Origin of the sequence: Niallia sp. NCCP-28 (genome assembly GCF_023168165.1) — a bacterium.
Taxonomy (GTDB): Bacteria; Bacillota; Bacilli; order Bacillales; family Cytobacillaceae; genus Niallia.
Map to the genome: position 1 here is coordinate 39,273 of NZ_BQYJ01000014.1, position 21,579 is coordinate 60,851.

Annotated in this window: 30 protein-coding genes; 28 read left to right on the forward strand and 2 right to left on the reverse strand. The window is 36.0% G+C overall.

The genetic code is table 11. The annotated features are described in order from the left end of the window. Positions 1-14 precede the first annotated feature (14 nt). The 27 genes from rpsN to NCCP28_RS21690 all read left to right on the forward strand — a co-directional run bounded on the left by rpsN (position 15) and on the right by NCCP28_RS21690 (position 19,547). The gene (gene rpsN, locus NCCP28_RS21560) at positions 15-200 is read left to right on the forward strand and encodes a 30S ribosomal protein S14 (RefSeq protein ID WP_009499044.1); all 186 of its coding nucleotides are present in this window, start codon (positions 15-17) and stop codon (positions 198-200) included. 29 nt (positions 201-229) lie between these two features. Next, on the forward strand, positions 230-628 hold the full coding sequence (gene rpsH / locus NCCP28_RS21565) for a 30S ribosomal protein S8 (protein ID WP_101176324.1): 399 nt from the start codon (positions 230-232) through the stop codon (positions 626-628). Between the two features lie 31 nt (positions 629-659). Then, on the forward strand, positions 660-1,196 hold the full coding sequence (rplF, locus tag NCCP28_RS21570; RefSeq protein ID WP_248563274.1) for a 50S ribosomal protein L6: 537 nt from the start codon (positions 660-662) through the stop codon (positions 1,194-1,196). Positions 1,197-1,228: 32 nt separating this feature from the next. Further along, entirely contained in the window at positions 1,229-1,591 is a 363-nt protein-coding gene (rplR, locus tag NCCP28_RS21575; protein ID WP_248563275.1) for a 50S ribosomal protein L18, read from the forward strand. 24 nt (positions 1,592-1,615) lie between these two features. After that, positions 1,616-2,116, forward strand: coding sequence for a 30S ribosomal protein S5 (gene rpsE, locus NCCP28_RS21580; RefSeq protein WP_101176327.1), 501 nt, complete (start codon positions 1,616-1,618; stop codon positions 2,114-2,116). A 13-nt stretch (positions 2,117-2,129) separates the two neighbouring features. Further along, a complete protein-coding gene (gene rpmD / locus NCCP28_RS21585; protein ID WP_248563276.1) occupies positions 2,130-2,312 on the forward strand; it encodes a 50S ribosomal protein L30 in 183 nt (60 codons plus the stop codon). Positions 2,313-2,344: 32 nt separating this feature from the next. Continuing rightward, positions 2,345-2,785 carry a 50S ribosomal protein L15 gene (rplO, locus tag NCCP28_RS21590; RefSeq protein ID WP_101176329.1) on the forward strand — a complete coding sequence of 147 codons (441 nt, stop codon included), beginning with the start codon at positions 2,345-2,347 and terminating at the stop codon, positions 2,783-2,785. Then, positions 2,785-4,080 (forward strand): preprotein translocase subunit SecY, encoded by a 1,296-nt coding sequence (gene secY, locus NCCP28_RS21595; RefSeq protein WP_248563277.1) that lies wholly within the window; start codon positions 2,785-2,787, stop codon positions 4,078-4,080. The genes rplO and secY overlap by 1 nt, the downstream gene beginning before the upstream one ends. A gap of 60 nt (positions 4,081-4,140) precedes the next feature. After that, positions 4,141-4,791 (forward strand): adenylate kinase, encoded by a 651-nt coding sequence (locus NCCP28_RS21600; protein WP_248563278.1) that lies wholly within the window; start codon positions 4,141-4,143, stop codon positions 4,789-4,791. Between the two features lie 882 nt (positions 4,792-5,673). Continuing rightward, the gene (infA, locus tag NCCP28_RS21605) at positions 5,674-5,892 is read left to right on the forward strand and encodes a translation initiation factor IF-1 (RefSeq protein ID WP_016204578.1); all 219 of its coding nucleotides are present in this window, start codon (positions 5,674-5,676) and stop codon (positions 5,890-5,892) included. A 37-nt stretch (positions 5,893-5,929) separates the two neighbouring features. Then, positions 5,930-6,043, forward strand: a complete 114-nt coding sequence (gene rpmJ, locus NCCP28_RS21610; protein ID WP_000868344.1) for a 50S ribosomal protein L36 — start codon at positions 5,930-5,932, stop codon at positions 6,041-6,043. Between the two features lie 22 nt (positions 6,044-6,065). Further along, complete coding sequence (gene rpsM, locus NCCP28_RS21615) at positions 6,066-6,431, forward strand: 30S ribosomal protein S13 (RefSeq protein ID WP_026565543.1); 366 nt, start codon at positions 6,066-6,068, stop codon at positions 6,429-6,431. A 21-nt stretch (positions 6,432-6,452) separates the two neighbouring features. Next, positions 6,453-6,842, forward strand: a complete 390-nt coding sequence (rpsK, locus tag NCCP28_RS21620) for a 30S ribosomal protein S11 (protein WP_009791303.1) — start codon at positions 6,453-6,455, stop codon at positions 6,840-6,842. Between the two features lie 171 nt (positions 6,843-7,013). Then, complete coding sequence (locus NCCP28_RS21625; protein WP_248563293.1) at positions 7,014-7,958, forward strand: DNA-directed RNA polymerase subunit alpha; 945 nt, start codon at positions 7,014-7,016, stop codon at positions 7,956-7,958. A 55-nt stretch (positions 7,959-8,013) separates the two neighbouring features. Beyond that, positions 8,014-8,376 carry a 50S ribosomal protein L17 gene (gene rplQ, locus NCCP28_RS21630; protein ID WP_248563279.1) on the forward strand — a complete coding sequence of 121 codons (363 nt, stop codon included), beginning with the start codon at positions 8,014-8,016 and terminating at the stop codon, positions 8,374-8,376. A gap of 405 nt (positions 8,377-8,781) precedes the next feature. Continuing rightward, positions 8,782-9,621 (forward strand): energy-coupling factor ABC transporter ATP-binding protein, encoded by an 840-nt coding sequence (locus NCCP28_RS21635; RefSeq protein WP_248563280.1) that lies wholly within the window; start codon positions 8,782-8,784, stop codon positions 9,619-9,621. Further along, positions 9,597-10,469, forward strand: coding sequence for an energy-coupling factor ABC transporter ATP-binding protein (locus tag NCCP28_RS21640; protein ID WP_248563281.1), 873 nt, complete (start codon positions 9,597-9,599; stop codon positions 10,467-10,469). The genes NCCP28_RS21635 and NCCP28_RS21640 overlap by 25 nt, the downstream gene beginning before the upstream one ends. Beyond that, the gene (locus NCCP28_RS21645) at positions 10,466-11,263 is read left to right on the forward strand and encodes an energy-coupling factor transporter transmembrane component T family protein (RefSeq protein WP_248563282.1); all 798 of its coding nucleotides are present in this window, start codon (positions 10,466-10,468) and stop codon (positions 11,261-11,263) included. The genes NCCP28_RS21640 and NCCP28_RS21645 overlap by 4 nt, the downstream gene beginning before the upstream one ends. An 11-nt stretch (positions 11,264-11,274) precedes the next feature. Next, positions 11,275-12,012 carry a tRNA pseudouridine(38-40) synthase TruA gene (gene truA, locus NCCP28_RS21650; RefSeq protein ID WP_248563283.1) on the forward strand — a complete coding sequence of 246 codons (738 nt, stop codon included), beginning with the start codon at positions 11,275-11,277 and terminating at the stop codon, positions 12,010-12,012. A 219-nt stretch (positions 12,013-12,231) separates the two neighbouring features. Beyond that, entirely contained in the window at positions 12,232-12,669 is a 438-nt protein-coding gene (rplM, locus tag NCCP28_RS21655) for a 50S ribosomal protein L13 (protein WP_248563284.1), read from the forward strand. A gap of 21 nt (positions 12,670-12,690) precedes the next feature. Further along, positions 12,691-13,083 (forward strand): 30S ribosomal protein S9, encoded by a 393-nt coding sequence (gene rpsI, locus NCCP28_RS21660; protein WP_101176340.1) that lies wholly within the window; start codon positions 12,691-12,693, stop codon positions 13,081-13,083. A gap of 504 nt (positions 13,084-13,587) precedes the next feature. Next, complete coding sequence (proC, locus tag NCCP28_RS21665; RefSeq protein ID WP_248563285.1) at positions 13,588-14,421, forward strand: pyrroline-5-carboxylate reductase; 834 nt, start codon at positions 13,588-13,590, stop codon at positions 14,419-14,421. A gap of 74 nt (positions 14,422-14,495) precedes the next feature. Continuing rightward, positions 14,496-15,605: a glutamate 5-kinase gene (proB, locus tag NCCP28_RS21670; RefSeq protein ID WP_375709441.1), complete on the forward strand. Its 1,110-nt coding sequence runs from the start codon at positions 14,496-14,498 to the stop codon at positions 15,603-15,605. 21 nt (positions 15,606-15,626) lie between these two features. Continuing rightward, a complete protein-coding gene (locus NCCP28_RS21675; protein WP_248563286.1) occupies positions 15,627-16,892 on the forward strand; it encodes a glutamate-5-semialdehyde dehydrogenase in 1,266 nt (421 codons plus the stop codon). A 163-nt stretch (positions 16,893-17,055) separates the two neighbouring features. Next, positions 17,056-17,496: a DUF2521 family protein gene (locus NCCP28_RS21680; RefSeq protein ID WP_248563287.1), complete on the forward strand. Its 441-nt coding sequence runs from the start codon at positions 17,056-17,058 to the stop codon at positions 17,494-17,496. A 142-nt stretch (positions 17,497-17,638) separates the two neighbouring features. Beyond that, on the forward strand, positions 17,639-18,358 hold the full coding sequence (cwlD, locus tag NCCP28_RS21685; RefSeq protein WP_248563288.1) for an N-acetylmuramoyl-L-alanine amidase CwlD: 720 nt from the start codon (positions 17,639-17,641) through the stop codon (positions 18,356-18,358). 160 nt (positions 18,359-18,518) lie between these two features. Further along, entirely contained in the window at positions 18,519-19,547 is a 1,029-nt protein-coding gene (locus NCCP28_RS21690) for an Mrp/NBP35 family ATP-binding protein (RefSeq protein WP_248563289.1), read from the forward strand. A 46-nt stretch (positions 19,548-19,593) separates the two neighbouring features. Here the strand turns inward: NCCP28_RS21690 and gerD are convergent, their stop codons facing one another. Together gerD and pdaB are read right to left on the reverse strand one after the other, a co-directional pair. Beyond that, the gene (gene gerD / locus NCCP28_RS21695) at positions 19,594-20,166 is read right to left on the reverse strand and encodes a spore germination lipoprotein GerD (protein WP_248563290.1); all 573 of its coding nucleotides are present in this window, start codon (positions 20,164-20,166) and stop codon (positions 19,594-19,596) included. Positions 20,167-20,292: 126 nt separating this feature from the next. Next, entirely contained in the window at positions 20,293-21,042 is a 750-nt protein-coding gene (pdaB, locus tag NCCP28_RS21700; protein WP_248563291.1) for a polysaccharide deacetylase family sporulation protein PdaB, read from the reverse strand. A 167-nt stretch (positions 21,043-21,209) separates the two neighbouring features. On the opposite strand from pdaB, the gene NCCP28_RS21705 reads away from it, so the two are divergent. After that, entirely contained in the window at positions 21,210-21,446 is a 237-nt protein-coding gene (locus tag NCCP28_RS21705; protein ID WP_248563292.1) for a hypothetical protein, read from the forward strand. Positions 21,447-21,579: the final 133 nt, after the last annotated feature.

Sequence of the window (21,579 nt, forward strand, 5' to 3'; positions counted from 1 at the left end):
AGGGAGGCGAAGATGTGGCTAAGAAGTCAATGATTGCGAAACAAAAACGCACGCCTAAATACAAAGTACAAGAATATACACGTTGCGAACGTTGTGGACGTCCACATTCTGTGTACCGTAAATTTAAGCTTTGCCGTATTTGTTTCCGTGAATTAGCATATAAGGGACAAATTCCTGGTGTGAAAAAAGCTAGCTGGTAAAACCCCATTTTGGGAAGGAGGTTAAAACAATGGTTATGACAGATCCAATTGCAGATTTGCTTACAAGAATCCGTAATGCGAATATGGTTCGTCACGAGAAATTAGAAGTACCTGCTTCTAACATGAAAAAAGAAATCGCTGAAATTTTAAAGCGTGAAGGTTTCGTGCGTGATGTTGAATATATTGAAGATAACAAACAAGGAATTATCCGCATTTTCCTAAAATACGGTTCTAGCAACGAGCGTGTAATTACTGGACTTAAACGTATTAGTAAACCTGGACTTCGTGTTTATGCGAAAGCTACAGAAGTGCCACGTGTATTAAACGGTCTTGGTATTGCATTAGTTTCTACTTCTCAAGGAGTAATTACTGATAAAGAAGCTCGCGCTAAACAAGTTGGCGGAGAAGTTTTAGCATACGTTTGGTAATATAGTTTTAATTGAATGGAGGTGCAACTAAATGTCTCGCGTAGGTAAAAAACCAATTGAAGTACCAGCAGACGTTACAGTTACTATTGATAAAAGTACTGTAACGGTTAAAGGTTCTAAAGGTGAATTAACTCGTACTTTTAATTCAGATATTGCAATCGAATTAGAGGGTAACGTGATTAATATTTCTCGTCCATCTGACGCAAAGGAGCATCGTGCTCTACACGGTACAACTCGTGCTTTGTTAGCAAACATGGTGGAGGGAGTATCAAAAGGTTTCGAAAGAGGTCTTGAATTAATCGGGGTTGGTTATCGTGCTCAAAAACAAGGAACTAAACTTGTTTTGAATGTAGGTTACTCTCACCCAGTTGAAATCGAGCCAGAAACTGGTCTTGAAATCGAAGTACCATCAGCAACTAAAATAGTTGTAAAAGGTACAAACAAAGAACGTGTTGGTGCTCTTGCTGCTAACATTCGTGATGTTCGTCCACCAGAACCTTATAAAGGTAAAGGTATTCGTTATGAAGGCGAATTTGTACGTAGAAAAGAAGGTAAAACAGGTAAGTAATGCCGCATAGGTAAACGAAAGGAGTGACCTAAATGATTATAAAGGCTGATAAAAATCAAGTCCGCAGAAAAAGACATGCACGTGTGCGTTCTAAACTTAGCGGTACTCAAGCTCGTCCTCGTTTAAACGTGTTCCGTTCAAACAAACACATTTACGCTCAGCTTATCGATGATGTAAACGGCGTTACAATTGCTAACGCTTCTACATTAGATAAAGAACTGAACTTAGATTCTGCTAGCAACGTAGATGCTGCTGTTAAGATCGGTGAATTAGTAGCTAAACGTGCAGTAGAAAAAGGTGTTAAAGCAGTTGTTTTTGACCGCGGAGGGTATTTATACCATGGTCGCGTAAAAGCTTTAGCTGATGCTGCTCGTGAGAACGGCCTAGAATTTTAATAGATAAAGGAGGGACATAAAAAGATGCGTCGTATTGATCCAAACAAACTTGAACTAGAAGAACGCGTAGTTACAGTTAACCGTGTAGCGAAAGTTGTTAAAGGTGGACGTCGTTTTCGTTTCTCTGCTCTAGTAGTAGTTGGGGACAAAAATGGTAACGTTGGTTTTGGTACTGGTAAAGCACAAGAAGTACCTGATGCAATTCGCAAAGCGGTTGAAGATGCGAAGAAAAATCTAATTGAAGTGCCTATGGTTAGCACTACAATACCACACCAAGTAATCGGACATTTTGGTGCTGGTGAAATTTTATTAAAACCTGCTTCTGAAGGTACTGGTGTTATTGCTGGTGGTCCAGTGCGTGCTGTACTTGAATTAGCTGGTGTAGCTGATATTCTATCTAAATCTTTAGGTTCTAACACACCAATTAACATGGTTCGTGCAACTTTAGACGGTTTAAAACAATTAAAACGTGCTGAAGACGTAGCTAAGTTACGTGGTAAATCAGTGGAAGAACTGTTAGGATAAGGAGGGAAATTAAATGGCAAACAAATTGGAAATTACCCTCACTAAAAGCGTAATTGGTCGTCCGCAAGACCAACGCGAAACAGTTAAAGCTTTAGGGTTACGTAAAGTAAACCAAACAGTTGAGCAACAAGATAATGCTGCAATCCGTGGCATGATCAATAAAGTTTCTCATCTTGTAAGTGTTAAAGGAAACTAAAATTCATTCTTCTTCAATAAGGAGGTGCCAATATGAAACTTCATGAATTAAAACCTGCAGAAGGGTCTCGTCAAGAACGTAAACGCAAAGGACGCGGTATCGGTTCAGGTAATGGTAAAACTGCTGGTAAAGGTCATAAAGGTCAAAACGCACGTTCGGGTGGAGGTGTAAGACCAGGATTCGAAGGTGGTCAAACTCCTTTATTCCGTCGTTTACCAAAACGTGGTTTTACAAACATCAACCGTAAAGAATATGCAGTTGTTAACCTTGACGTTCTAAATCGTTTTGAAGATGGAGCAGAAGTTACTCCAGAACTTCTTATCGAAACAGGAATCGTTAGTAACGAAAAAGCGGGAATCAAAATTCTTGCAAGAGGCAAAGTAGAGAAAAAGCTTACAGTCAAAGCACATAAATTCTCCTCTGCTGCAAAGGAAGCTATTGAAGCTGCCGGCGGTCAAACTGAGGTGATCTAATGTTTCAGACAATCTCCAATTTTATGCGCGTGGGTGAAATAAGACGTAAGATCATATTCACCCTATTAATGTTGATTATATTTCGTATTGGAACCTTTATACCGGTTCCATACGTTAATGCTGATTACTTACAGTCACAAGATGCATTCAGTGCCTTTGGGATTTTAAATACCTTTGGCGGCGGTGCATTACAGAACTTTTCCATTCTTGCAATGGGAATTATGCCATATATTACTGCATCTATTATTGTAAGCTTATTACAAATGGATGTTGTGCCAAAGTTTACAGAATGGTCTAAACAAGGTGAGGTTGGTCGCCGTAAATTAACACAGTTTACTCGCTACTTTACAATTGTTTTAGGATTCATACAAGCTTTTGGAATGTCTTATGGCTTTAATAACCTTGCAGGTGGAGCATTGATAACAAAATCAGGTATAACTTCTTACTTAGTTATAGCTGTTGTACTAACAGCTGGAACTGCTTTTCTTATGTGGTTAGGTGAACTAATCACGGCAAAGGGTGTAGGAAATGGCATCTCGATTATTATCTTTGCAGGTATCGCAGCAGGAATTCCATCTATTGCTAACCAAATTTATGCACAGCAATTTGATAATCCTGGTGATCAACTTTTCTTGCGCATAGCAACAATGCTTTTACTTTTAATTGCAATTGTTGCAATTGTTGTAGGAGTTATATTTATACAACAAGCACTTAGAAAAATACCTATCCAGTATGCTAAAAGAATGGTTAATGGAAATAGCGCAGCTGGTGGACAATCAACGCATCTGCCGTTGAAGGTAAACTCTGCTGGTGTTATTCCTGTTATCTTTGCAGTTTCGTTTCTTGTAACTCCAAGAACAATTGCATCATTCTTTGAGCAAAATGATGTAACAACATGGATTCAAAATGTATTTGATTATACTCATCCAATTGGAATGATTATATATACAGTACTTATTTTTGCATTTACCTATTTTTATGCGTTTATTCAAGTTAATCCAGAGCAATTGGCAGAGAACTTAAATAAACAAGGTGGATATATTCCAGGTATAAGACCAGGTAAAAATACGCAAGAATATTTAACACGTGTTCTATCTCGTTTAACATTAGTCGGTGCACTCTTCTTATCCGCTATTGCAATTTTACCCGTTTTCTTCATTAAGATAGCAGATTTACCACAATCTGCTCAAATTGGTGGAACGAGTATACTAATTGTAGTCGGTGTCGCTTTAGAAACAATGAAGCAATTAGAGACGCAACTAGTTAAGCGTCACTATAAAGGTTTTATTAAATAGAGTAATTTAGGGGACATATGTCCCTTGAATTATATGTTAAAGACTTTAGGGGGAATACGCATGAATTTGGTCTTAATGGGACTCCCTGGCGCAGGTAAAGGTACACAAGCCGAGAAGATTGTCGATAAATATGGCATCCCTCATATCTCAACTGGTGATATGTTTCGTGCTGCAATGAAAGATGAAACAGAGCTTGGGCTAAAGGCAAAATCATTTATGGATAAAGGTGAATTAGTACCAGATGAAGTTACAATTGGTATTGTTCGCGAAAGACTTAGTAAGGAAGACTGTGAGAGAGGTTTTCTTCTTGATGGATTCCCACGTACAGTACCACAAGCTGATGCTTTAGAGGGTATCTTGTCTGATTTAGGAAAAAAACTGGATTATGTTATCAATGTTCAAGTAGATAAAGATATTTTAATGGAAAGATTGACAGGTCGCCGCATTTGCAAAAGCTGTGGGGCAACATATCATTTAGTATTTAACCCACCAGCACAATCTGATGTTTGCGATCGTTGTGGTGGCGAGTTATATCAACGTGCTGACGATAATGAAGAAACTGTTAATAATCGTTTAGAGGTTAATATTAAACAATCTCAGCCATTACTTGATTTCTATGGAACAAAAGGTTATCTAAAAGATATTGATGGCCAACAAGATATTCAAAAAGTATTTTTAGATCTTGATGCTTTGCTAAGTACTTTAAAATAAACAATTGTTTATTCCATATTTTTGCTTAGACTAATCTGAATCTAGCATGGACTTAAATCAGAGTTAACAAATAGAAGAATTGGGATGAAATGGCTAAGGAGTTTATTCCTAAACATGATGCATTTCCTTTTTTCAAAAGGTATAATAATTTTTATGGTTATATCTGTAACAAATAAAGCATAACCATGTTTGTTTAAACATGTTTATCTTCGTTTAAAAGATTAATCAATTTAGATAATTGGTGCAGAGTATTTTGGATTTCATGGTAGCTCCGCTTGATTTGCTTTTTTATCTAGTAGTGAAGAAGGTAATGTAACTATTATTCTTTCTATTATGGACATACGGTATAGTACCAGGTGTGCGTTATCGATAACTCCTATCCATTATATTAGATGCGGAATCTAAGTGACTTTTTTAAGTGTATAAGGTATGTGCTTATAAAAATAGGGATACACTCTAAGGGAAGATTATCCTTTACTGGTTATTTTCTATCTACACATAATACTTGAATGTTATTAAAAGATTCGGTAAGATATTACACTAGCTAATGATAGAATATTGCTGGAAGAAAGTATAATGTTAGTTTTCTAACATGCTGTCTACAACAAAGTTTCTAACTAAAGCCTATAGTAATGTGGTAGCATTAATTAATTTTGAACAATGTTCCGCAAAGTTTTACAATAATATTGTAAATTATAGCGGACGAAATTGCTTGTTATATGTTATAATTATTTGGTTGCTGTCAAATGGCAATTTATTATATTATAAGAAGAGTTCAGGTTAGTTTGATGTAAACGGATCGTGTTGTAAACGAAAAGTTGCACTTTACTATAGTAAGATAAAAGTGATTTCGTATTTAAATAAGGAAGGGAGACATATTCGATGGCTAAAGACGATGTAATCGAAATAGAAGGCACAATAACTGAAACTTTGCCGAACGCCATGTTTAAAGTAGAATTAGAAAATGGTCATACTGTATTGGCTCACGTTTCTGGTAAAATTCGTATGCATTTTATCCGTATTTTACCTGGTGATAAAGTAACGGTTGAGTTATCTCCATATGACTTAACTCGCGGAAGAATTACTTACCGCTTTAAATAATCTGATTGCACTCCGTACTATCAAGGAGGTTAGGATAATGAAAGTTAGACCATCTGTAAAACCAATCTGCGAAAAGTGTAAAGTTATCCGCAGACGTGGGAAAGTTATGGTTATCTGTGAAAACCCTAAACATAAACAAAAACAAGGTTAATAACAAGGAGGTGCGCATATAGATGGCACGTATTGCTGGTGTGGATATTCCACGTGAAAAGCGTGTAGTAATTTCATTAACATACATTTATGGTATTGGAAAAAATACTGCACAAAAAGTTTTGGCTGAAGCAGGAGTTTCTGAAGATACTCGTGTGCGTGATTTAACGGAAGATGAATTAAACAAAATCCGTGATATCATTGATAAATTAAAAGTTGAAGGTGATCTTCGTCGTGAAATCTCTTTAAATATTAAACGTTTAATGGAGATTGGATGTTATCGTGGTCTTCGTCATCGTCGCGGTTTACCGGTTCGTGGACAAAATACGAAAAACAACGCTCGTACACGCAAAGGTCCTCGTAAGACTGTAGCTAACAAGAAAAAATAATCAGTAAAGGAGGTACTATAAATGGCACGTAAAACTAATACACGTAAACGTCGTGTTAAAAAGAATATAGAATCAGGTATTGCTCACATTCGTTCAACATTCAACAATACAATAGTTACAATTACTGATGTTCATGGAAATGCTCTTTCTTGGTCAAGTGCTGGAGCTCTTGGATTTAGAGGTTCTCGTAAATCAACTCCATTTGCTGCACAAATGGCTGCTGAAACTGCTGCAAAAACTTCTATGGAACATGGTATGAAAACTCTTGAAGTAACAGTTAAAGGACCAGGTGCTGGCCGTGAAGCTGCAATTCGTGCTCTTCAAGCTGCAGGTCTAGAAGTTACAGCAATTAGAGATGTAACTCCAGTTCCTCATAATGGTTGCCGACCACCAAAACGTCGCCGAGTTTAATTTTTCTGTATAAATTTTATATCCTTGTCTATAATGGGATATGACTGAAGCATTTTAAATGATTACAGAAAATTTATTCCAGTTGTTGTGCACAATGCGGGAACGTAAACATGGGGAATTTCAGCTAATTATTAGCTGAGGTTTCGACGTTTTGAAGGAGGGTATATTTTGATGATCGAAATAGAAAAACCAAAAATCGAAACGGTTGAGATCAACGATGATGCCAAATACGGCAAATTCGTCGTAGAGCCACTTGAGCGTGGATATGGTACTACTTTGGGTAACTCCTTACGTCGTATTCTATTATCCTCACTCCCTGGTGCCGCTATCACATCCATTCAAATTGATGGGGTACTTCATGAGTTCTCAACAATTGAAGGCGTCGTAGAAGATGTAACATCTATCATATTAAACATCAAAAAACTAGCATTGAAAATCTATTCTGATGATGAGAAAACTTTAGAGATAGACATTCAGGGTGAAGGTGTAGTTACAGCAGCTGATATTACACATGATAGTGACGTAGAGATTTTAAATCCAGATCTTCATATTGCTACATTAGGTTCTAATGGAAATATGCGTATGCGTTTAACTGCTAAGCGTGGGCGCGGTTATACTCCTGCTGAACAAAATAAGCGTGAGGATCAACCTATTGGTGTAATTCCTATTGACTCTATTTATACACCTGTATCTCGAGTATCTTATCAAGTTGAAAATACTCGTGTTGGTCAATTGACTAATTATGATAAATTAACGTTTGACGTTTGGACTGACGGTAGTACAGGTCCTCAAGATGCAATTGCACTTGGTGCAAAGATCTTAACGGAGCATTTAAATATCTTTGTTGGTTTAACTGATGAAGCGCAAAATGCTGAGATTATGGTTGAAAAAGAAGAAGATCAAAAAGAAAAAGTTCTTGAGATGACGATTGAAGAATTGGATTTATCTGTTCGTTCTTATAACTGCTTAAAACGTGCTGGCATTAATACAGTACAAGAGCTAGCTAATAAAACAGAAGAAGATATGATGAAAGTTCGAAATCTAGGTAGAAAATCTCTTGAAGAAGTTAAACATAAGTTAGAAGAACTTGGCTTAGGCCTAAGAAAAGACGACTGATTGAACATTTAAATAACAGTCATCTTAGAATTTCAACAAAAGGAGGGAATCTCACATGGGTTACAGAAAGTTAGGACGTACTAGTTCACAACGTAAAGCTATGTTACGCGATTTAGCAACAGACTTAATCATTAATGAGCGAATTGAAACAACTGAAGCTCGTGCAAAAGAACTTCGTTCTGTTGTAGAAAAAATGATTACACTTGGTAAGCGTGGAGATCTTCATGCTCGTCGTCAAGCTGCTGCATACATTCGTCATGAAGTTGCTAATGCTGAAACAAACCAAGATGCAGTTCAAAAATTATTCAGTGATGTTGCTGCTCGTTACAATGAACGCCAAGGCGGATACACACGCATTATGAAATTGGGACCTCGTCGTGGAGACGGAGCACCAATGGTAATCATCGAGTTAGTTTAATAGACACTTAAAAGACAACAAGGGTGCGGGACAGTTTATATTGATATGAAACTTGTTCAAGTGCCCTTTTTCTTTAACGCATTAAACTATTATGAACTGGCCACCTATAGAGTGTTACGATGAGCATTAATAAAAGAAGTAATAAAATATATTAATGACTCGTCTAGCTCGTGCACCTCATTTATATGGATATTATAAATAGAGGTGCGGGCTTTTTTGTATTGTTAATGAACTTTACTGGGTGCTACGAGATGGAATAGCATAAGAAAAAATAGATTAGCCTTAGATAGAATAATGTAAAGAGTATAATGAGGATTATCACTAAATAATCTTATGTTAAACCAATTCAAAGCTCGCCCAATTGGCGGGTTTTCTTTTTATTTAAAAAGACGTGGAGGAAAATAGATGAGCCCTAAAGTACTGGTATCTGTTGAAAATGTATCCTTCCGATATAATGAAGAAGGGACTAAGGCTTTGGATGAGGTTTCTTTTCAAGTCAAAGAAGGAGAGTGGGTAGCCATTGTCGGCCATAATGGCTCTGGAAAATCTACTCTTGCTAAGTTATTAAATGGTTTGTATTTTCCTCATGAAGGTTCTATTATAATTGATCATAATGTATTATCAGAGGACTCTGTATGGGAAACTAGGAAAAAAATAGGAATGGTTTTTCAGAATCCTGATAATCAATTTGTCGGCACAACTGTAAAGGATGATGTGGCTTTTGGTTTAGAAAATAATGGGTTCCCAAGAGAAGAAATGATCAAAAGAGTGGAGTATGCTTTAGGTAAAGTAAAGATGTTATCTTTTCTAGATCAAGAGCCGCACCATCTATCCGGAGGGCAAAAACAAAGAGTTGCAATTGCAGGTGTCATAGCATTAAAACCTGCTGTTATTGTTTTAGATGAAGCAACATCTATGTTAGATCCACAAGGTAGAGAAGAAGTATTGCAGCTTATTAAAGAATTGAGAGAACAGCAAATGACCGTTATTTCAATTACTCATGATTTAGATGAAGCATCCAAAGCTGATAAAATTATTGTAATGAATAAAGGAAAAGTATATGCAGTAGGAACGCCGGCGGAAATATTTCAATTAGATAAAGAGCTAATTGAAATAGGCTTAGATATTCCTTTTACAATTAAGTTAAGAAGTGAACTAGCTAATAAAGGAATAAATCTTACTAATGTATATTTATCGGAAGAAGAGTTGGTGACAGAATTATGGACATCTCACTTCAAGAAGTAGATTATCGTTATCAGGTTAATACACCTTTTGAAAGATTAGCTATTCAAGATGTAGATATAGATATACCAAAAGGAATATATATGGCGATTATTGGACATACAGGTTCAGGGAAGTCTACCGTCTTACAGCATTTAAACGGCCTATTGATTCCATCTAAAGGAACAGTCGTTATCGGTGATAGAAAACTGGAAGCTAAAAAAAAGAATAAAAGTTTACGTACTATCCGTCAAAAAGTAGGGATTGTTTTTCAATTTCCAGAACAACAGTTATTTGAAGAAACAGTAGAAAAAGATATATGTTTTGGTCCCTTGAATTTTGGAATTTCAGAAAATGATGCAAAATTGCGTGCGAAAAAGGCATTAGCTGAGGCTGGACTAACAGAGGATGTTCTCCAAAAGTCTCCTTTTGATCTATCCGGAGGACAAATGCGAAGAGTGGCCATTGCTGGAGTGCTAGCCATGGAGCCAGATGTATTAGTGCTTGATGAGCCTACAGCTGGTCTTGATCCAAGAGGCCGACAAGAAATCATGGATATGTTTTATAATCTGCATAAAAAAAGAAACTTAACAACTGTGCTTGTTACACACAGTATGGAAGATGCTGCTTTATATGCGGAAAAAATAGTGATTATGAATAAGGGAAAAGTATATAAAAGTGGAACACCAGAACAAATATTCTCTAAAGCTGATGAATTGCAAGAAATTGGACTGAATCTTCCGGAGGTTGTGCGCTTTCAAAAAAAGATAGAAGCTAGATTTGGAAGAAAAATGAAACAAGTTCATTTAAATATGGAAAGTTTTATGTTAGAGTTTGTGAGTTATTTGAGAGAGGGCGTAGAAAGCACATGATGGGAAAGATGCTGATTGGTCGATTTGTTCCTCTTAATTCAACTTTGCACCGTATGGATCCACGTGCCAAACTAATCTTAGTTTTTTTATTTATCTGTATTGTTTTTTTGGCAACTAATATTTGGGGCTATTTGCTTTTAATAGCATATGTACTTTTTATGACGCTTCTTTCCAAAGTGCCTATTAAATATATATATATTGGATTGAAGCCAGTATTATGGCTAATACTATTTACCTTTTTTCTTCATCTTTTTTTTACTAAAGAAGGAAATCTGTTCTTTCATTATGGCTGGATTAGGATATATGAAGAAGGAATACGAATGGGTATTCTTATATCGATTCGGTTCTTTTTGCTTATTATTATGACATCGCTGCTTACTTTAACTACAACACCAATTGAATTGACGGATGCTATTGAAACTTTATTAGCTCCGTTAAAAAAGGTGAAATTTCCTGTTCATGAGCTTGCTTTAATGATGTCCATCTCATTAAGGTTCATTCCTACCTTGATGGATGAAACAGAAAAAATTATGAAAGCGCAAATTGCAAGGGGTGTAGAATTTTCTAGTGGGCCAATAAGGAATCGTATAAAGGCAATTGTCCCTCTTTTTATCCCATTATTTGTTAATTCATTTAAGCGAGCGGAAGAGTTGGCTATTGCAATGGAAGCTAGGGGATACCAGGGTGGAGAAGGACGCACGAAGTATAGGCAGCTAACATGGCAAATGACAGATACTGTAATGATTATTATATTGCTTCTACTTACTGCTTTCCTTCTGTTATTAAGAGGATAATGGAGAAGAATATGCAACGATATAAATGTGAAATAAGCTACGATGGTTCTGTGTATTGTGGCTTTCAAATTCAGCCGAAAGACAGAACTGTACAAGGAGAGATAGAAAAGGCACTAAAGAAGCTGCATAAAGGCTTAGATGTTAAAATTCAAGCCTCTGGACGAACGGATGCAGGCGTACATGCAGTGGGACAAGTTATTCATTTTGATTCAGATTTAGATATTCCTATAGGAAAATGGGAGCTGGCGTTAAATACGCTTTTGCCACACGAAATTGTAGTAGTTAAAGCAGAAGCTGTTAGCAGGAATTTTCATGCTAGATATAATGTTACTGGTAAAGAATATCGCTATTTTATTCAGCTAGGCGAAAGAAGAGATCCCTTTAAACGTAATTATGCCTATTATTATCCATATCCATTAAACCTTGATGCCATAAGAGAGGCAATGGGGTATTTTATTGGAGAATTTGATTTTACCAGTTTTTGTTCCGCAAAAACGGATAAAGAAGATAAAATAAGAAAAATTACCTCCATGGAGTTAATGCAAGAAGGGGATATGTTAATATTTAGCTTTAAAGGCAATGGTTTTTTGTATAATATGGTACGTATTATTATTGGTACTCTTTTAGATGTTGGAAGAGGCAAAAGACGTCCCGATTCTATCTTGGACATTATTGCAGGAAAAGATCGAAAACTAGCTGGTAAGACGGCTTCTGCTAATGGTTTATATTTATGGAAAGTCAATTATTAGAGAAAATCATAGAAGTTTTTTTTGTTTTTCAAAAAAAAATCTCATAACAACTAATCCTGGTGTAACATTTCCTTGACATATACAATTCTAGGATATATCATAATATGGTATGTATTTTAATCCCACATTAAGCCCCGGAACTTAATTGTGTGAACATATAGACGTAATAAAACTTAAAACAATTTATTGAAACAATTTCAATTTCAGGAGGGAAAACTAATGCGTACAACGTTTATGGCTAATTCAAATACTGTTGATCGTAAATGGTACGTTATTGATGCTGAAGGCAAAACTTTAGGTCGTCTTTCTAGTGAAGTGGCATCAATACTACGTGGTAAACATAAACCAACTTTCACACCACATGTGGACACTGGTGATCATGTTATTATCTTAAATGCTTCAAAAATCGAATTGACTGGTAAAAAATTGACTGACAAAATTTACTACCGTCATACAATGCACCCAGGTGGATTAAAATCAAGAACAGCATTAGAAATGCGTACAAACTACGCTGAGAAAATGTTAGAACTTGCTATCAAAGGCATGCTTCCTAAAAATTCTCTTGGTCGTCAAATATTTAAAAAATTACATGTATACGCTGGTAGCGAGCATCCGCACCAAGCACAACAACCAGAAGTTTACGAACTTCGCGGATAATTATTAAGGGAGGTAACAGAAATGGCACAGGTTCAATATATCGGTACTGGTCGTCGTAAAAGCTCCGTTGCACGTGTTCGTTTAGTTCCAGGCGACGGTAAAATCATCATCAATGGTCGTGAAATCGAAACTTATATTCCGTTTGCAGCTTTACGTGAAGTTGTTAAACAACCATTAGTAGCTACTGAAACAACTGGAAGCTACGATATCTTAGTAAATGTTAGCGGTGGAGGATATACTGGTCAAGCTGGAGCTATCCGTCATGGTATTGCTCGTGCTTTACTTCAAGCAGATCCTGAATTCCGTCCAACATTAAAACGTGCAGGATTATTAACTCGTGACGCTCGTATGAAAGAACGTAAAAAATACGGTCTTAAAGGCGCTCGTCGTGCACCTCAGTTCTCAAAACGTTAATTATTATACGTTTCAAAGGCTCCCAAGTTTTTGCTTGGGGGTCTTTTTTATTTATAAAATGGAATGCAGCTTGCTAGAGAATAAGTGGAGTCATGGCTAAAGTAATTCAGGTATATTTCAATGCTGCATTTTATTTTCTTATTTTGGATTATTTTAAATGGTTGACGTATATGAAAGAATGTTTTGTTTAATAATCAAGAGTGCTTATTTGGAAGAAATCTAATCAGCAAATTTTAGAAAGAAGATGTTGATCTTTTCTCTAAAATGCGATTTTTAACAGGAGTTTTAATAATGGGCTTATCTATATAGTCGGCATATACGGTGAAAATAACGGTTATTTACTTTCCTATTGGCCTGAATAGGAAAGAAATCCAATTTGCAAACATTCCTTCACTATCTCGCTTTTTTCCTCGTTAATTGATTGCCTCCCCTTGAATATACATCTAGGCATGTTACCATTAAAAATGTTGGAAAATTCAGATTGAAAAACAAGGGAGGATGTTCATGGATAGAAATAAAACAATTGCTTTTTTGGGAGCGGGTTCAATGGCCGAGGCTATGATATCAGGAATTTTGAAGGAAGGAAAAATATCTGCAGATAGACTTTATGTAACAAATAAAGAAAATGAACAGCGGCTTCAACAAATAAAAAATAAATATGGAGTAAAAGTAGCAGCGAAGGAAATGCTGCCATATGAAGATATTGATTTATTTATTTTGGCAATGAAGCCAAAAGGAGCAGCAGAGGCCCTTGCAGCGATAAAAGACAGATTGCATCCAGACCAAGTAATTGTATCTGTGCTAGCTGGTGTAACAACAAGCTTTATGGAAGAGCATTTAAATAAAGGGCAACAAGTGGTTCGTGTTATGCCTAATACATCTAGCATGATTCAAGAATCAGCAACAGCGGTAACTCCAGGAATGAATACAGCAAAAGAAACTACTCAGGCTGTAAAAGAATTGCTTGCATGTATGGGAAAAGTTTTTATCATTGAAGAAAAGCAAATGGACATCTTTACAGGAATAGCTGGAAGCGGGCCTGCCTACTTTTATTATCTAATGGAACAGATGGAATTGATGGGAATGCAAAATGGAATGAATGAAGAAATGGTTCGTGAAATTGTGGCGCAAACCGTATATGGGGCAGCAAAAATGGTTATGGAAAAAGGGGATTCCCCAACAGTTCTTTGCAAAAGGGTAACCTCGCCGAATGGTACAACAGAATCTGGTTTGAGAGCTTTAAAAATGTTTAATGGCGGGGAGGCTTTGTCACAGGCTGTGAATCATGCGGCTAGACGTTCAAAAGAATTATGCAAGGAACTAGAGAGGGTATATTAAAGGAGGAAGGGCCTTCAGTTCTTATGTAAGTACAGGGTGAGAATTTAAAAATAGCCATAAGTAGGAGGTAAAGAATGATAATTGGGGATAAACAGATAAAAAGAGTTGTAATTAAGATTGGAAGCAGCTCCTTAACGAGCATGCATGGTGAAATCAGCCGCAAAAAGCTGGAGAAACTGGTAGAGCAAATTGTAGTGTTAAAAGATCAAGGCTATGAATTGGCGGTTGTTTCATCAGGAGCAGTGGCTGCGGGCTATCGCAAGCTTGGATGCATAAATCGTCCTACAGAATTGTCTGAAAAACAAGCAGCAGCTTCGATTGGTCAAGGATTATTAATGGAATCTTACTCAGAACTCTTTTTATCTCATGGATATGTCGCATCACAGATCCTAATTACGAGAGGTGATTTTTCTGATGAAATTCGCTATGCCAATATGAAAAATACCTTAAACGTATTAATAGGGCGTGGAATAATCCCTATAATAAATGAAAATGATACTGTAACGGTTGACAGGTTAAAGTTTGGAGATAATGATACGCTGTCTGCAAAAGTTGCAGCGCTTATTGATGCAGATCAGTTAATTATTTTATCCGATGTTGATGGACTTTATAATAAAAATCCTAAAAATCCAGGAGCTAAAATGCTAGCAAGAGTCCATACCATTACTCCTGAAATTGAGGCGGCAGCAGGAGGGTCTGACAGTTCAGTAGGAACAGGTGGAATGAAATCAAAGCTTTGTGCGGTTAAGATTGCATTAGCATCTGGAATTGAATCATTTTTGGGGAAGGCTGGCACGAGGGACATCTTAATTGATGCAGTTAATGGTACAGCGAAGGGGACTTACTTTGAGCATAAGGCAAGCTCCTTTAATCTTGATGAGGAGCAGCAGTGGATTGCTTTTCATTCAGGACCAGAGGGGCAAATAATTATTGATCAAAAGATGAAAAGAAATTTTATCAATCAGAAGAAAAATATTTACCCTAAAGATATTAAAGAGATAAAGGGGAGGTTCAGTAGAGGAGCGGTCGTTAGGATTTTGGATGAGTTGGAAGAAGAACTTGGCATCGGCAGAGTTAATTATTCAAGCGATAGATTAAAAGCAAAGGATGATAACGCAAAAGCAGCCATAGATCTTGAAACCTTTGTATACTCTTGCGATTTTAATACACAAGAATTGGTATAAAAATATTAAGGAGGATGAGGGATGACGGAGAGGTTGATTAAGAGTGTGACAGTAGAGGAACAGGCGGCGGCAGCTAAAAAGGCAGCAAAAATACTTGGTGCTCTAAAAACAAGTGAAAAAAATGAAGCATTAAGAATGTTGGCCGATGAGCTTGAAGCAGAATATAAATCTATATTAGCTGCAAACCAAAAAGATCTTCAAAGAGGAAGAGAAAATGGATTTGAAGAGGCTTTTTTAGATCGTTTGGAGCTTAATCATGAACGCATTTTAGATTTCGCAGAGGGTTTGCGTGCCATTGCAGAACTTGCCGATCCAATTGGGGATATTCTTTCAGCGTGGAAATTGGAAAATGGTCTGCAAGTAGAAGAAATACGCGTTCCTTTAGGTGTAATAGGTATGATTTATGAAGCACGCCCAAACGTAACGGTAGATGCTGCTGGGCTGGCATTAAAATCTGGGAATGAGATTGTGCTTAAAGGCGGATCATCGGCGATTTTTTCCAATATAGAAATTGTTAGAATCATACATAATGCGCTGAAAAAGACAAAGGTTCCAAAAGAGGCTGTTCAATTTATTGCTGCTACAGATCGTAAAGCAACTCAACAGTTATTTACGCTGAAAAGCCATATTGATGTACTGATTCCTCGTGGTGGAGGCTCTCTTATTCAAACAGTTGTAGAAAATGCTACTGTACCTGTTTTGGAGACAGGAGTAGGCAATTGTCATATATACGTGGATAAAGAAGCTAATGTGCAGAAGGCTTTAAAAATTATTATTAATGCAAAAACAGATCGTCCAGCTGTGTGCAATGCATTGGAAACATTAATTGTTCATAAGGACTGGCTGGAAAGCCATAAAAAAGAATTGGGCAAAAAATTTGAGGAGCACAATATTCTTATTCATGGCGATCAAAAGGTAATGGCAGCACTGCCTAATGTATTGCCAGCGGATGAAAAGGATTGGGCAAATGAATATTTAAGTCTGGATATCGCTATTAAAACGGTTGGCAGTCTAGACGAAGCAATTGATCATATCGACCGATACGGTACAAAACATTCAGAAGCAATCATTACGGAAAATGAAGAAAATGCAAAAAGGTTTATGCAATTAACTGATGCAGCTGCTTTATACCATAATGCTTCAACACGTTTTACTGATGGAGGAGCTTTGGGGTTTGGAGCAGAGATTGGCATTTCCACGCAAAAGCTTCATGCGCGAGGACCAATGGGGCTACCAGCCTTAACCACTAGAAAATATATCATAAGTGGAAACGGGCAAATAAGATAACCAAACAGTTTGTTTATCTTTTCTGATTTAGTCGATAGATGCAGAGGAACGGCAAATATCTCCATTCTTAGCAATAATCTTATTTATTGGATATGGAAACTTTAAAGGGAGTGGTATCACTCGTTAATCTTAGAAAAAACTAAGTTAAGGGGTGAGAAATATAGTGACAGTTATTACAAATTTTGATTTAAAAAAAAGAGAAAAACAAATTAAATACGAAAGATCTGTGCTACGGGACATTTCTATTAAGGATTTAAAGGAAAAAGTAGCGAGGTATTTTGGGACTTCAAATTTAACTTCTAGTATGATCATGACCTCGGGAATTGAAGAGGCTTGTTATGATGTAGCAATTGAAGCTTTTTTGTTGGGAGCAAATTTCAGCAAATTTAATAGGTATGGGGAAAGCAAGGCAGAGGTTAAGAAGAGGTGTGAAGAGGAAGATAGACATCTAAAAGATACTTTATTTCATTTTTTATTATATTGGGGAAGCAAAGAAAGCAGCAAAAATGAATCTCTTCTTTATTTATGTGAACAATTTGTAGATGAGTGTTGGAATGAAGGTTTTGAAAAGGCCAATAAAAGAAGAAAGTTAAAACTTCATTAATTTTTTTGAATAAGGCAGTTGTTTTTCTAAGGAAAGATAGAAAAACAACTGCCTATTTAGCTATATGTTTCGGTTCTAAACAATTTTCTTGTCCCATATATTATGGATAAGGACGAGCGGGCAGGGAGGATTGACTAGAGCGGTGAATAAAAAAATGAAAATAAGCATATTTACAATAGGATTGGCACTCCTGTTTTTTATTTTGCAATATGACTTTTCAAATGACGATTCATGGGATGCGTGGAATCTACCTTTAACTGGAAAGATTATTGTAATTGATCCAGGTCATGGCGGTCCAGATGGCGGAGCAGGGGATAAGGATGTATTGGAAAAGGATATTGCTTTAAATGTATCTTTGAAGATAAGAGATTATTTACAGGAGCAAGGGGCATTGGTTATTATGACTAGAGAAGAGGATAAGGATTTAGCAAGTGAAAATACAAAAGGTTATCGTAATCGAAAAGTGGAAGATTTAAAAGAGAGATTAAATATTATTAATAAATCAGATGCAGATTTCTTTTTAAGCGTTCATTTAAATGCAATTCCTTCCTCTAAATGGAGTGGCGCACAAACGTTCTATGCCCCGCATATTAAAGAAAATGAAGTAGCTGCTAAGTTTATTCAAGACGAGTTAATAGAGAATCTAGAAAATACAACAAGAAAAGCAAAACCCCTTGGAAGTGTATATATATTAAAATATGCTGAAAAGCCAGGAGCTCTTGTGGAAATTGGTTTTTTATCTAATCCGACTGAAAAGTTAAATCTAATGGATGAAAGTTATCAAAATAAAGTAGCGGCTTCTGTTTATAAAGGTGTTAGTCGTTATTTTACAAACGAAGAAGAGATTAAAGTAGAAGATTAAAAGATGGAAAATGATAAAGTTGGCGCAAGAGAGAGGGAATGCTCTCTTTTTTTCTGTCTAGATATCCTGTGAAGAATAGCTTTTCTGTCTAACGAAGTCTTTAATGTAAACGTTATAAAAATATATGCTATAATATTTGGTAAAATGAGGGGGGATTATCATGGTAACAAAAGAGGAAATAGAAAATTTAGTAGAGAGTATGATAGATCCTTTTTTACATAAAACATTATTAGAATTAAATTCGATTAAAGATTTAAAATGGGATGAAGAAAAAAAGCATGTCAGTATAAAGATTGCAGTTGCAAAGTTAGGAACACAAGCTCAATTGGAGCTGCAGGAAAATATTGTTTCCGTTTTGAAAGGACATGGTGTTGAGAGTGTAGGTTTGCGATTTAGTGAGCTGCCAAGTGGATTAGTAAATGAAATGCTCGAAGATAAGAAAGATAGTCGAACTCCTGTGTATATAGCTATTGCAAGTGGAAAAGGAGGAGTGGGAAAATCAACCGTTTCGGTAAACCTTGCAGTATCCCTTGCAAGATTAGGGAAAAAAGTTGGAATAATCGATGCTGATATATATGGATTTAGTGTTCCGGATATGATGGGAATCTCTGAGCGTCCTCTTGTTGAAAACGAAAAAATTATACCGGTGGAACGCTTTGGGGTAAAAGTAATTTCAATGGGTTTCTTTGTAGAAGATAATGCGCCTATTATATGGAGAGGGCCAATGCTCGGCAAAATGTTAACCAGTTTTCTAGAGGAAGTACAATGGGGAGAGTTGGATTATCTTATTTTAGATTTGCCCCCAGGAACAGGAGATGTCGCTTTAGATGTTCATACAATGCTTCCTGCAAGCAAAGAAATTATTGTGACCACGCCACATCCGACTGCTGCTTTTGTTGCGGCAAGAGCAGGAGCAATGGCTTTAAAGACAGAACATGATATATTGGGCGTAATCGAAAACATGGCTTATTTTGAAAGCAAAGTTACTGGTGAAAAAGAATATGTATTTGGCAAGGGAGGAGGACTTAAATTAGCAGCAGATTTAGAAGTTTCGCTTTTAGGTCAGCTTCCATTAGCGCAGCCAGATTGGAATACAGAAGATTTTGCCCCGTCAGTCTATCAAGAGAACCATGTATTAGGTGAAAAATATAAAGAAATAGCAGAGCGAATAATCAATGTATTGAAATGATAAAAAAAGAGAACTACTTATTTGATAGTAGTTCTCTTTTTTTGCGCTAAGATTTATTGTTTGCGGTATCTTGAACAGAGGATGCTTCTTTTGCTGCTTTATCTAAAATTTCTTGGAATTTACTTTTAAAATCAGGGGTATCCATTGTTTCTTGCATGATTTTTTCTAAATGTTCCCGGTATTCTGTGCTTTTTAATACTTTTTTTATTTCAGATTCTATCGATGGATCCTGCAAAAGCTCTATCATCATTTTTCTATATTCTGAGTCTTTCATTAAGTTTTTCAGCAACTTTTCATTTTCCGTTTTCATGCTTTTAGCCATAGTTTCGGCAAACTCGGGATCTTTAAAATTTTCTTTCCAAAATTCAGCTGCTTTGTCCGAAGTTAAAGTTTTTTCAATCGTTGCATTTATTGTTTTTTCATTCATGACTAAGTTCTGCTTTATTTCTTCATCGCCAATAACGTCACGAATAGCTTTTTTTCCCTCATCTGTTTTTAATATATCAACTATCATTTTTTTTGTTTGATCATAATCCATTTGAGAAGAGGATTCACTATCAGAACATCCACTTAAAACTCCGACCAGTAAAAGAAGAATAACAACCCCTTTTTTCAGCATTATTAACTGCCCCTTTCATGATATATCTTAGATGTATTATTCCTGCTAATTATCTATAGTATTTCACATAAAAAATAAAACATGCGAAAAGTTTAGTAGCGCTAACTTTTCGCATGTTTCGTTATATCAATTGATTTCTTTAGATTTTGAATGTGCATTTGATATCATTGATGAAACAGTTACAAAGTTTAAATGTTTATTTTTTAGATTTTCTATGATTGATGGAAGGGCGTTTGCTGTTTGTTTAGCAGAATCGGAAGCGTGCAACAGTATAATATCTCCTTTTTTTGCTTGGGATATATTTTTAATAATTTTCTTTTTGCCTGGATTTGTCCAATCTTTAGAATCAATGCTCCAATGGACCAGGGTATAGTTATATTGATTAGTGATATTTAAAGTTTCTTGGTTAAAGTGACCAGTTGGTGCTCTAGCAAGAGATATATCTTTTATATTTAACTTTTCAAAGGCAGTTTTTGCTTTAGAAAGATCTTGAACAACCTTTTCCTTTTTTGTTTCTGAATAGTCAATGTACTCATAACCAAGAATGCCGATTTCATGTCCCTCTTTTATAATTCTATTGACCGTATCTGGATGCCTTTCTGCCCAAGATCCTGCAAGGAAGAATGTAGCGCTAACCCCTTTTTTATGAAGAATATCAAGGATAGGTTCGGCTTTTTCATCTCCCCAGCCAATGTTAAACGTAAGGGCAATGTTTTTTTCGCCCTTATAAACTGCTTTTGGTCCATCTTTGGAAGAGAAAACAGGTACTTGTACAATATTCTCCATATATAGAAACCAGGCAGTAAAAAAAGAAACAATAATTATTAACGCAAATTGCTTCATCGATTTTCCATTTAATACATAAAAGATATTCATGTTTTTCACCTCGTCCTAATTATGCTCCTCGTCCAATTCTATGTGAAAAAAATCAAGGAAATGACAAAAAATTGATAATAATAATGTTTGTGGCAATAATACAGGGAAATATGATTAGAAAAACTATGAGAGAAATATTTTATGATTAATGTGTGGGAGGTCATTCTATGCTTGGTATATTATTAAGCCAGAGAGAAGTGAAAGAGTTTGAATATTTGTTGAAGAGGGAGCTGGATGAAATCTTATTTGATCTTGGAGATGATAGAATTGATAAAAGTGTTAAGTCTGCGATGGCTGTTCGGTATCGGGAACTTTTCTCTTTATTCAAGAAGATAGCGTCACCCAAGGATTGTTTGCAATATATGATTACAGAAAATAAATATATTGATAAAAATATGAAATAATTGTTTGACTTTATTTGTTTTTCTTGATATATTTATAAATGTCACTTCGACAAAGAAAATAAATGTGAAACAACAATTGTTTTCTCGTTTGTAGTGTGGTATGATAAGTGAGTTGCTTTTGAAGTGACTTTGT

Bases quoted from the DNA above. Each gene is read 5' to 3' on its own strand.
- rpsH (WP_101176324.1), top strand. From the start codon at position 230: ATGGTTATGACAGATCCAATTGCAGATTTGCTTACAAGAATCCGTAAT.
- rplF (WP_248563274.1), top strand. From the start codon at position 660: ATGTCTCGCGTAGGTAAAAAACCAATTGAAGTACCAGCAGACGTTACA.
- rplR (WP_248563275.1), top strand. From the start codon at position 1,229: ATGATTATAAAGGCTGATAAAAATCAAGTCCGCAGAAAAAGACATGCA.
- rpsE (WP_101176327.1), top strand. From the start codon at position 1,616: ATGCGTCGTATTGATCCAAACAAACTTGAACTAGAAGAACGCGTAGTT.
- rpmD (WP_248563276.1), top strand. From the start codon at position 2,130: ATGGCAAACAAATTGGAAATTACCCTCACTAAAAGCGTAATTGGTCGT.
- rplO (WP_101176329.1), top strand. From the start codon at position 2,345: ATGAAACTTCATGAATTAAAACCTGCAGAAGGGTCTCGTCAAGAACGT.
- secY (WP_248563277.1), top strand. From the start codon at position 2,785: ATGTTTCAGACAATCTCCAATTTTATGCGCGTGGGTGAAATAAGACGT.
- NCCP28_RS21600 (WP_248563278.1), top strand. From the start codon at position 4,141: ATGAATTTGGTCTTAATGGGACTCCCTGGCGCAGGTAAAGGTACACAA.
- infA (WP_016204578.1), top strand. From the start codon at position 5,674: ATGGCTAAAGACGATGTAATCGAAATAGAAGGCACAATAACTGAAACT.
- rpmJ (WP_000868344.1), top strand. From the start codon at position 5,930: ATGAAAGTTAGACCATCTGTAAAACCAATCTGCGAAAAGTGTAAAGTT.
- rpsM (WP_026565543.1), top strand. From the start codon at position 6,066: ATGGCACGTATTGCTGGTGTGGATATTCCACGTGAAAAGCGTGTAGTA.
- rpsK (WP_009791303.1), top strand. From the start codon at position 6,453: ATGGCACGTAAAACTAATACACGTAAACGTCGTGTTAAAAAGAATATA.
- NCCP28_RS21625 (WP_248563293.1), top strand. From the start codon at position 7,014: ATGATCGAAATAGAAAAACCAAAAATCGAAACGGTTGAGATCAACGAT.
- rplQ (WP_248563279.1), top strand. From the start codon at position 8,014: ATGGGTTACAGAAAGTTAGGACGTACTAGTTCACAACGTAAAGCTATG.
- NCCP28_RS21635 (WP_248563280.1), top strand. From the start codon at position 8,782: ATGAGCCCTAAAGTACTGGTATCTGTTGAAAATGTATCCTTCCGATAT.
- NCCP28_RS21640 (WP_248563281.1), top strand. From the start codon at position 9,597: ATGGACATCTCACTTCAAGAAGTAGATTATCGTTATCAGGTTAATACA.
- NCCP28_RS21645 (WP_248563282.1), top strand. From the start codon at position 10,466: ATGATGGGAAAGATGCTGATTGGTCGATTTGTTCCTCTTAATTCAACT.
- truA (WP_248563283.1), top strand. From the start codon at position 11,275: ATGCAACGATATAAATGTGAAATAAGCTACGATGGTTCTGTGTATTGT.
- rplM (WP_248563284.1), top strand. From the start codon at position 12,232: ATGCGTACAACGTTTATGGCTAATTCAAATACTGTTGATCGTAAATGG.
- rpsI (WP_101176340.1), top strand. From the start codon at position 12,691: ATGGCACAGGTTCAATATATCGGTACTGGTCGTCGTAAAAGCTCCGTT.
- proC (WP_248563285.1), top strand. From the start codon at position 13,588: ATGGATAGAAATAAAACAATTGCTTTTTTGGGAGCGGGTTCAATGGCC.
- proB (WP_375709441.1), top strand. From the start codon at position 14,496: ATGATAATTGGGGATAAACAGATAAAAAGAGTTGTAATTAAGATTGGA.
- NCCP28_RS21675 (WP_248563286.1), top strand. From the start codon at position 15,627: ATGACGGAGAGGTTGATTAAGAGTGTGACAGTAGAGGAACAGGCGGCG.
- NCCP28_RS21690 (WP_248563289.1), top strand. From the start codon at position 18,519: ATGGTAACAAAAGAGGAAATAGAAAATTTAGTAGAGAGTATGATAGAT.
- gerD (WP_248563290.1), bottom strand. From the start codon at position 20,166: ATGCTGAAAAAAGGGGTTGTTATTCTTCTTTTACTGGTCGGAGTTTTA.
- pdaB (WP_248563291.1), bottom strand. From the start codon at position 21,042: ATGAATATCTTTTATGTATTAAATGGAAAATCGATGAAGCAATTTGCG.
- NCCP28_RS21705 (WP_248563292.1), top strand. From the start codon at position 21,210: ATGCTTGGTATATTATTAAGCCAGAGAGAAGTGAAAGAGTTTGAATAT.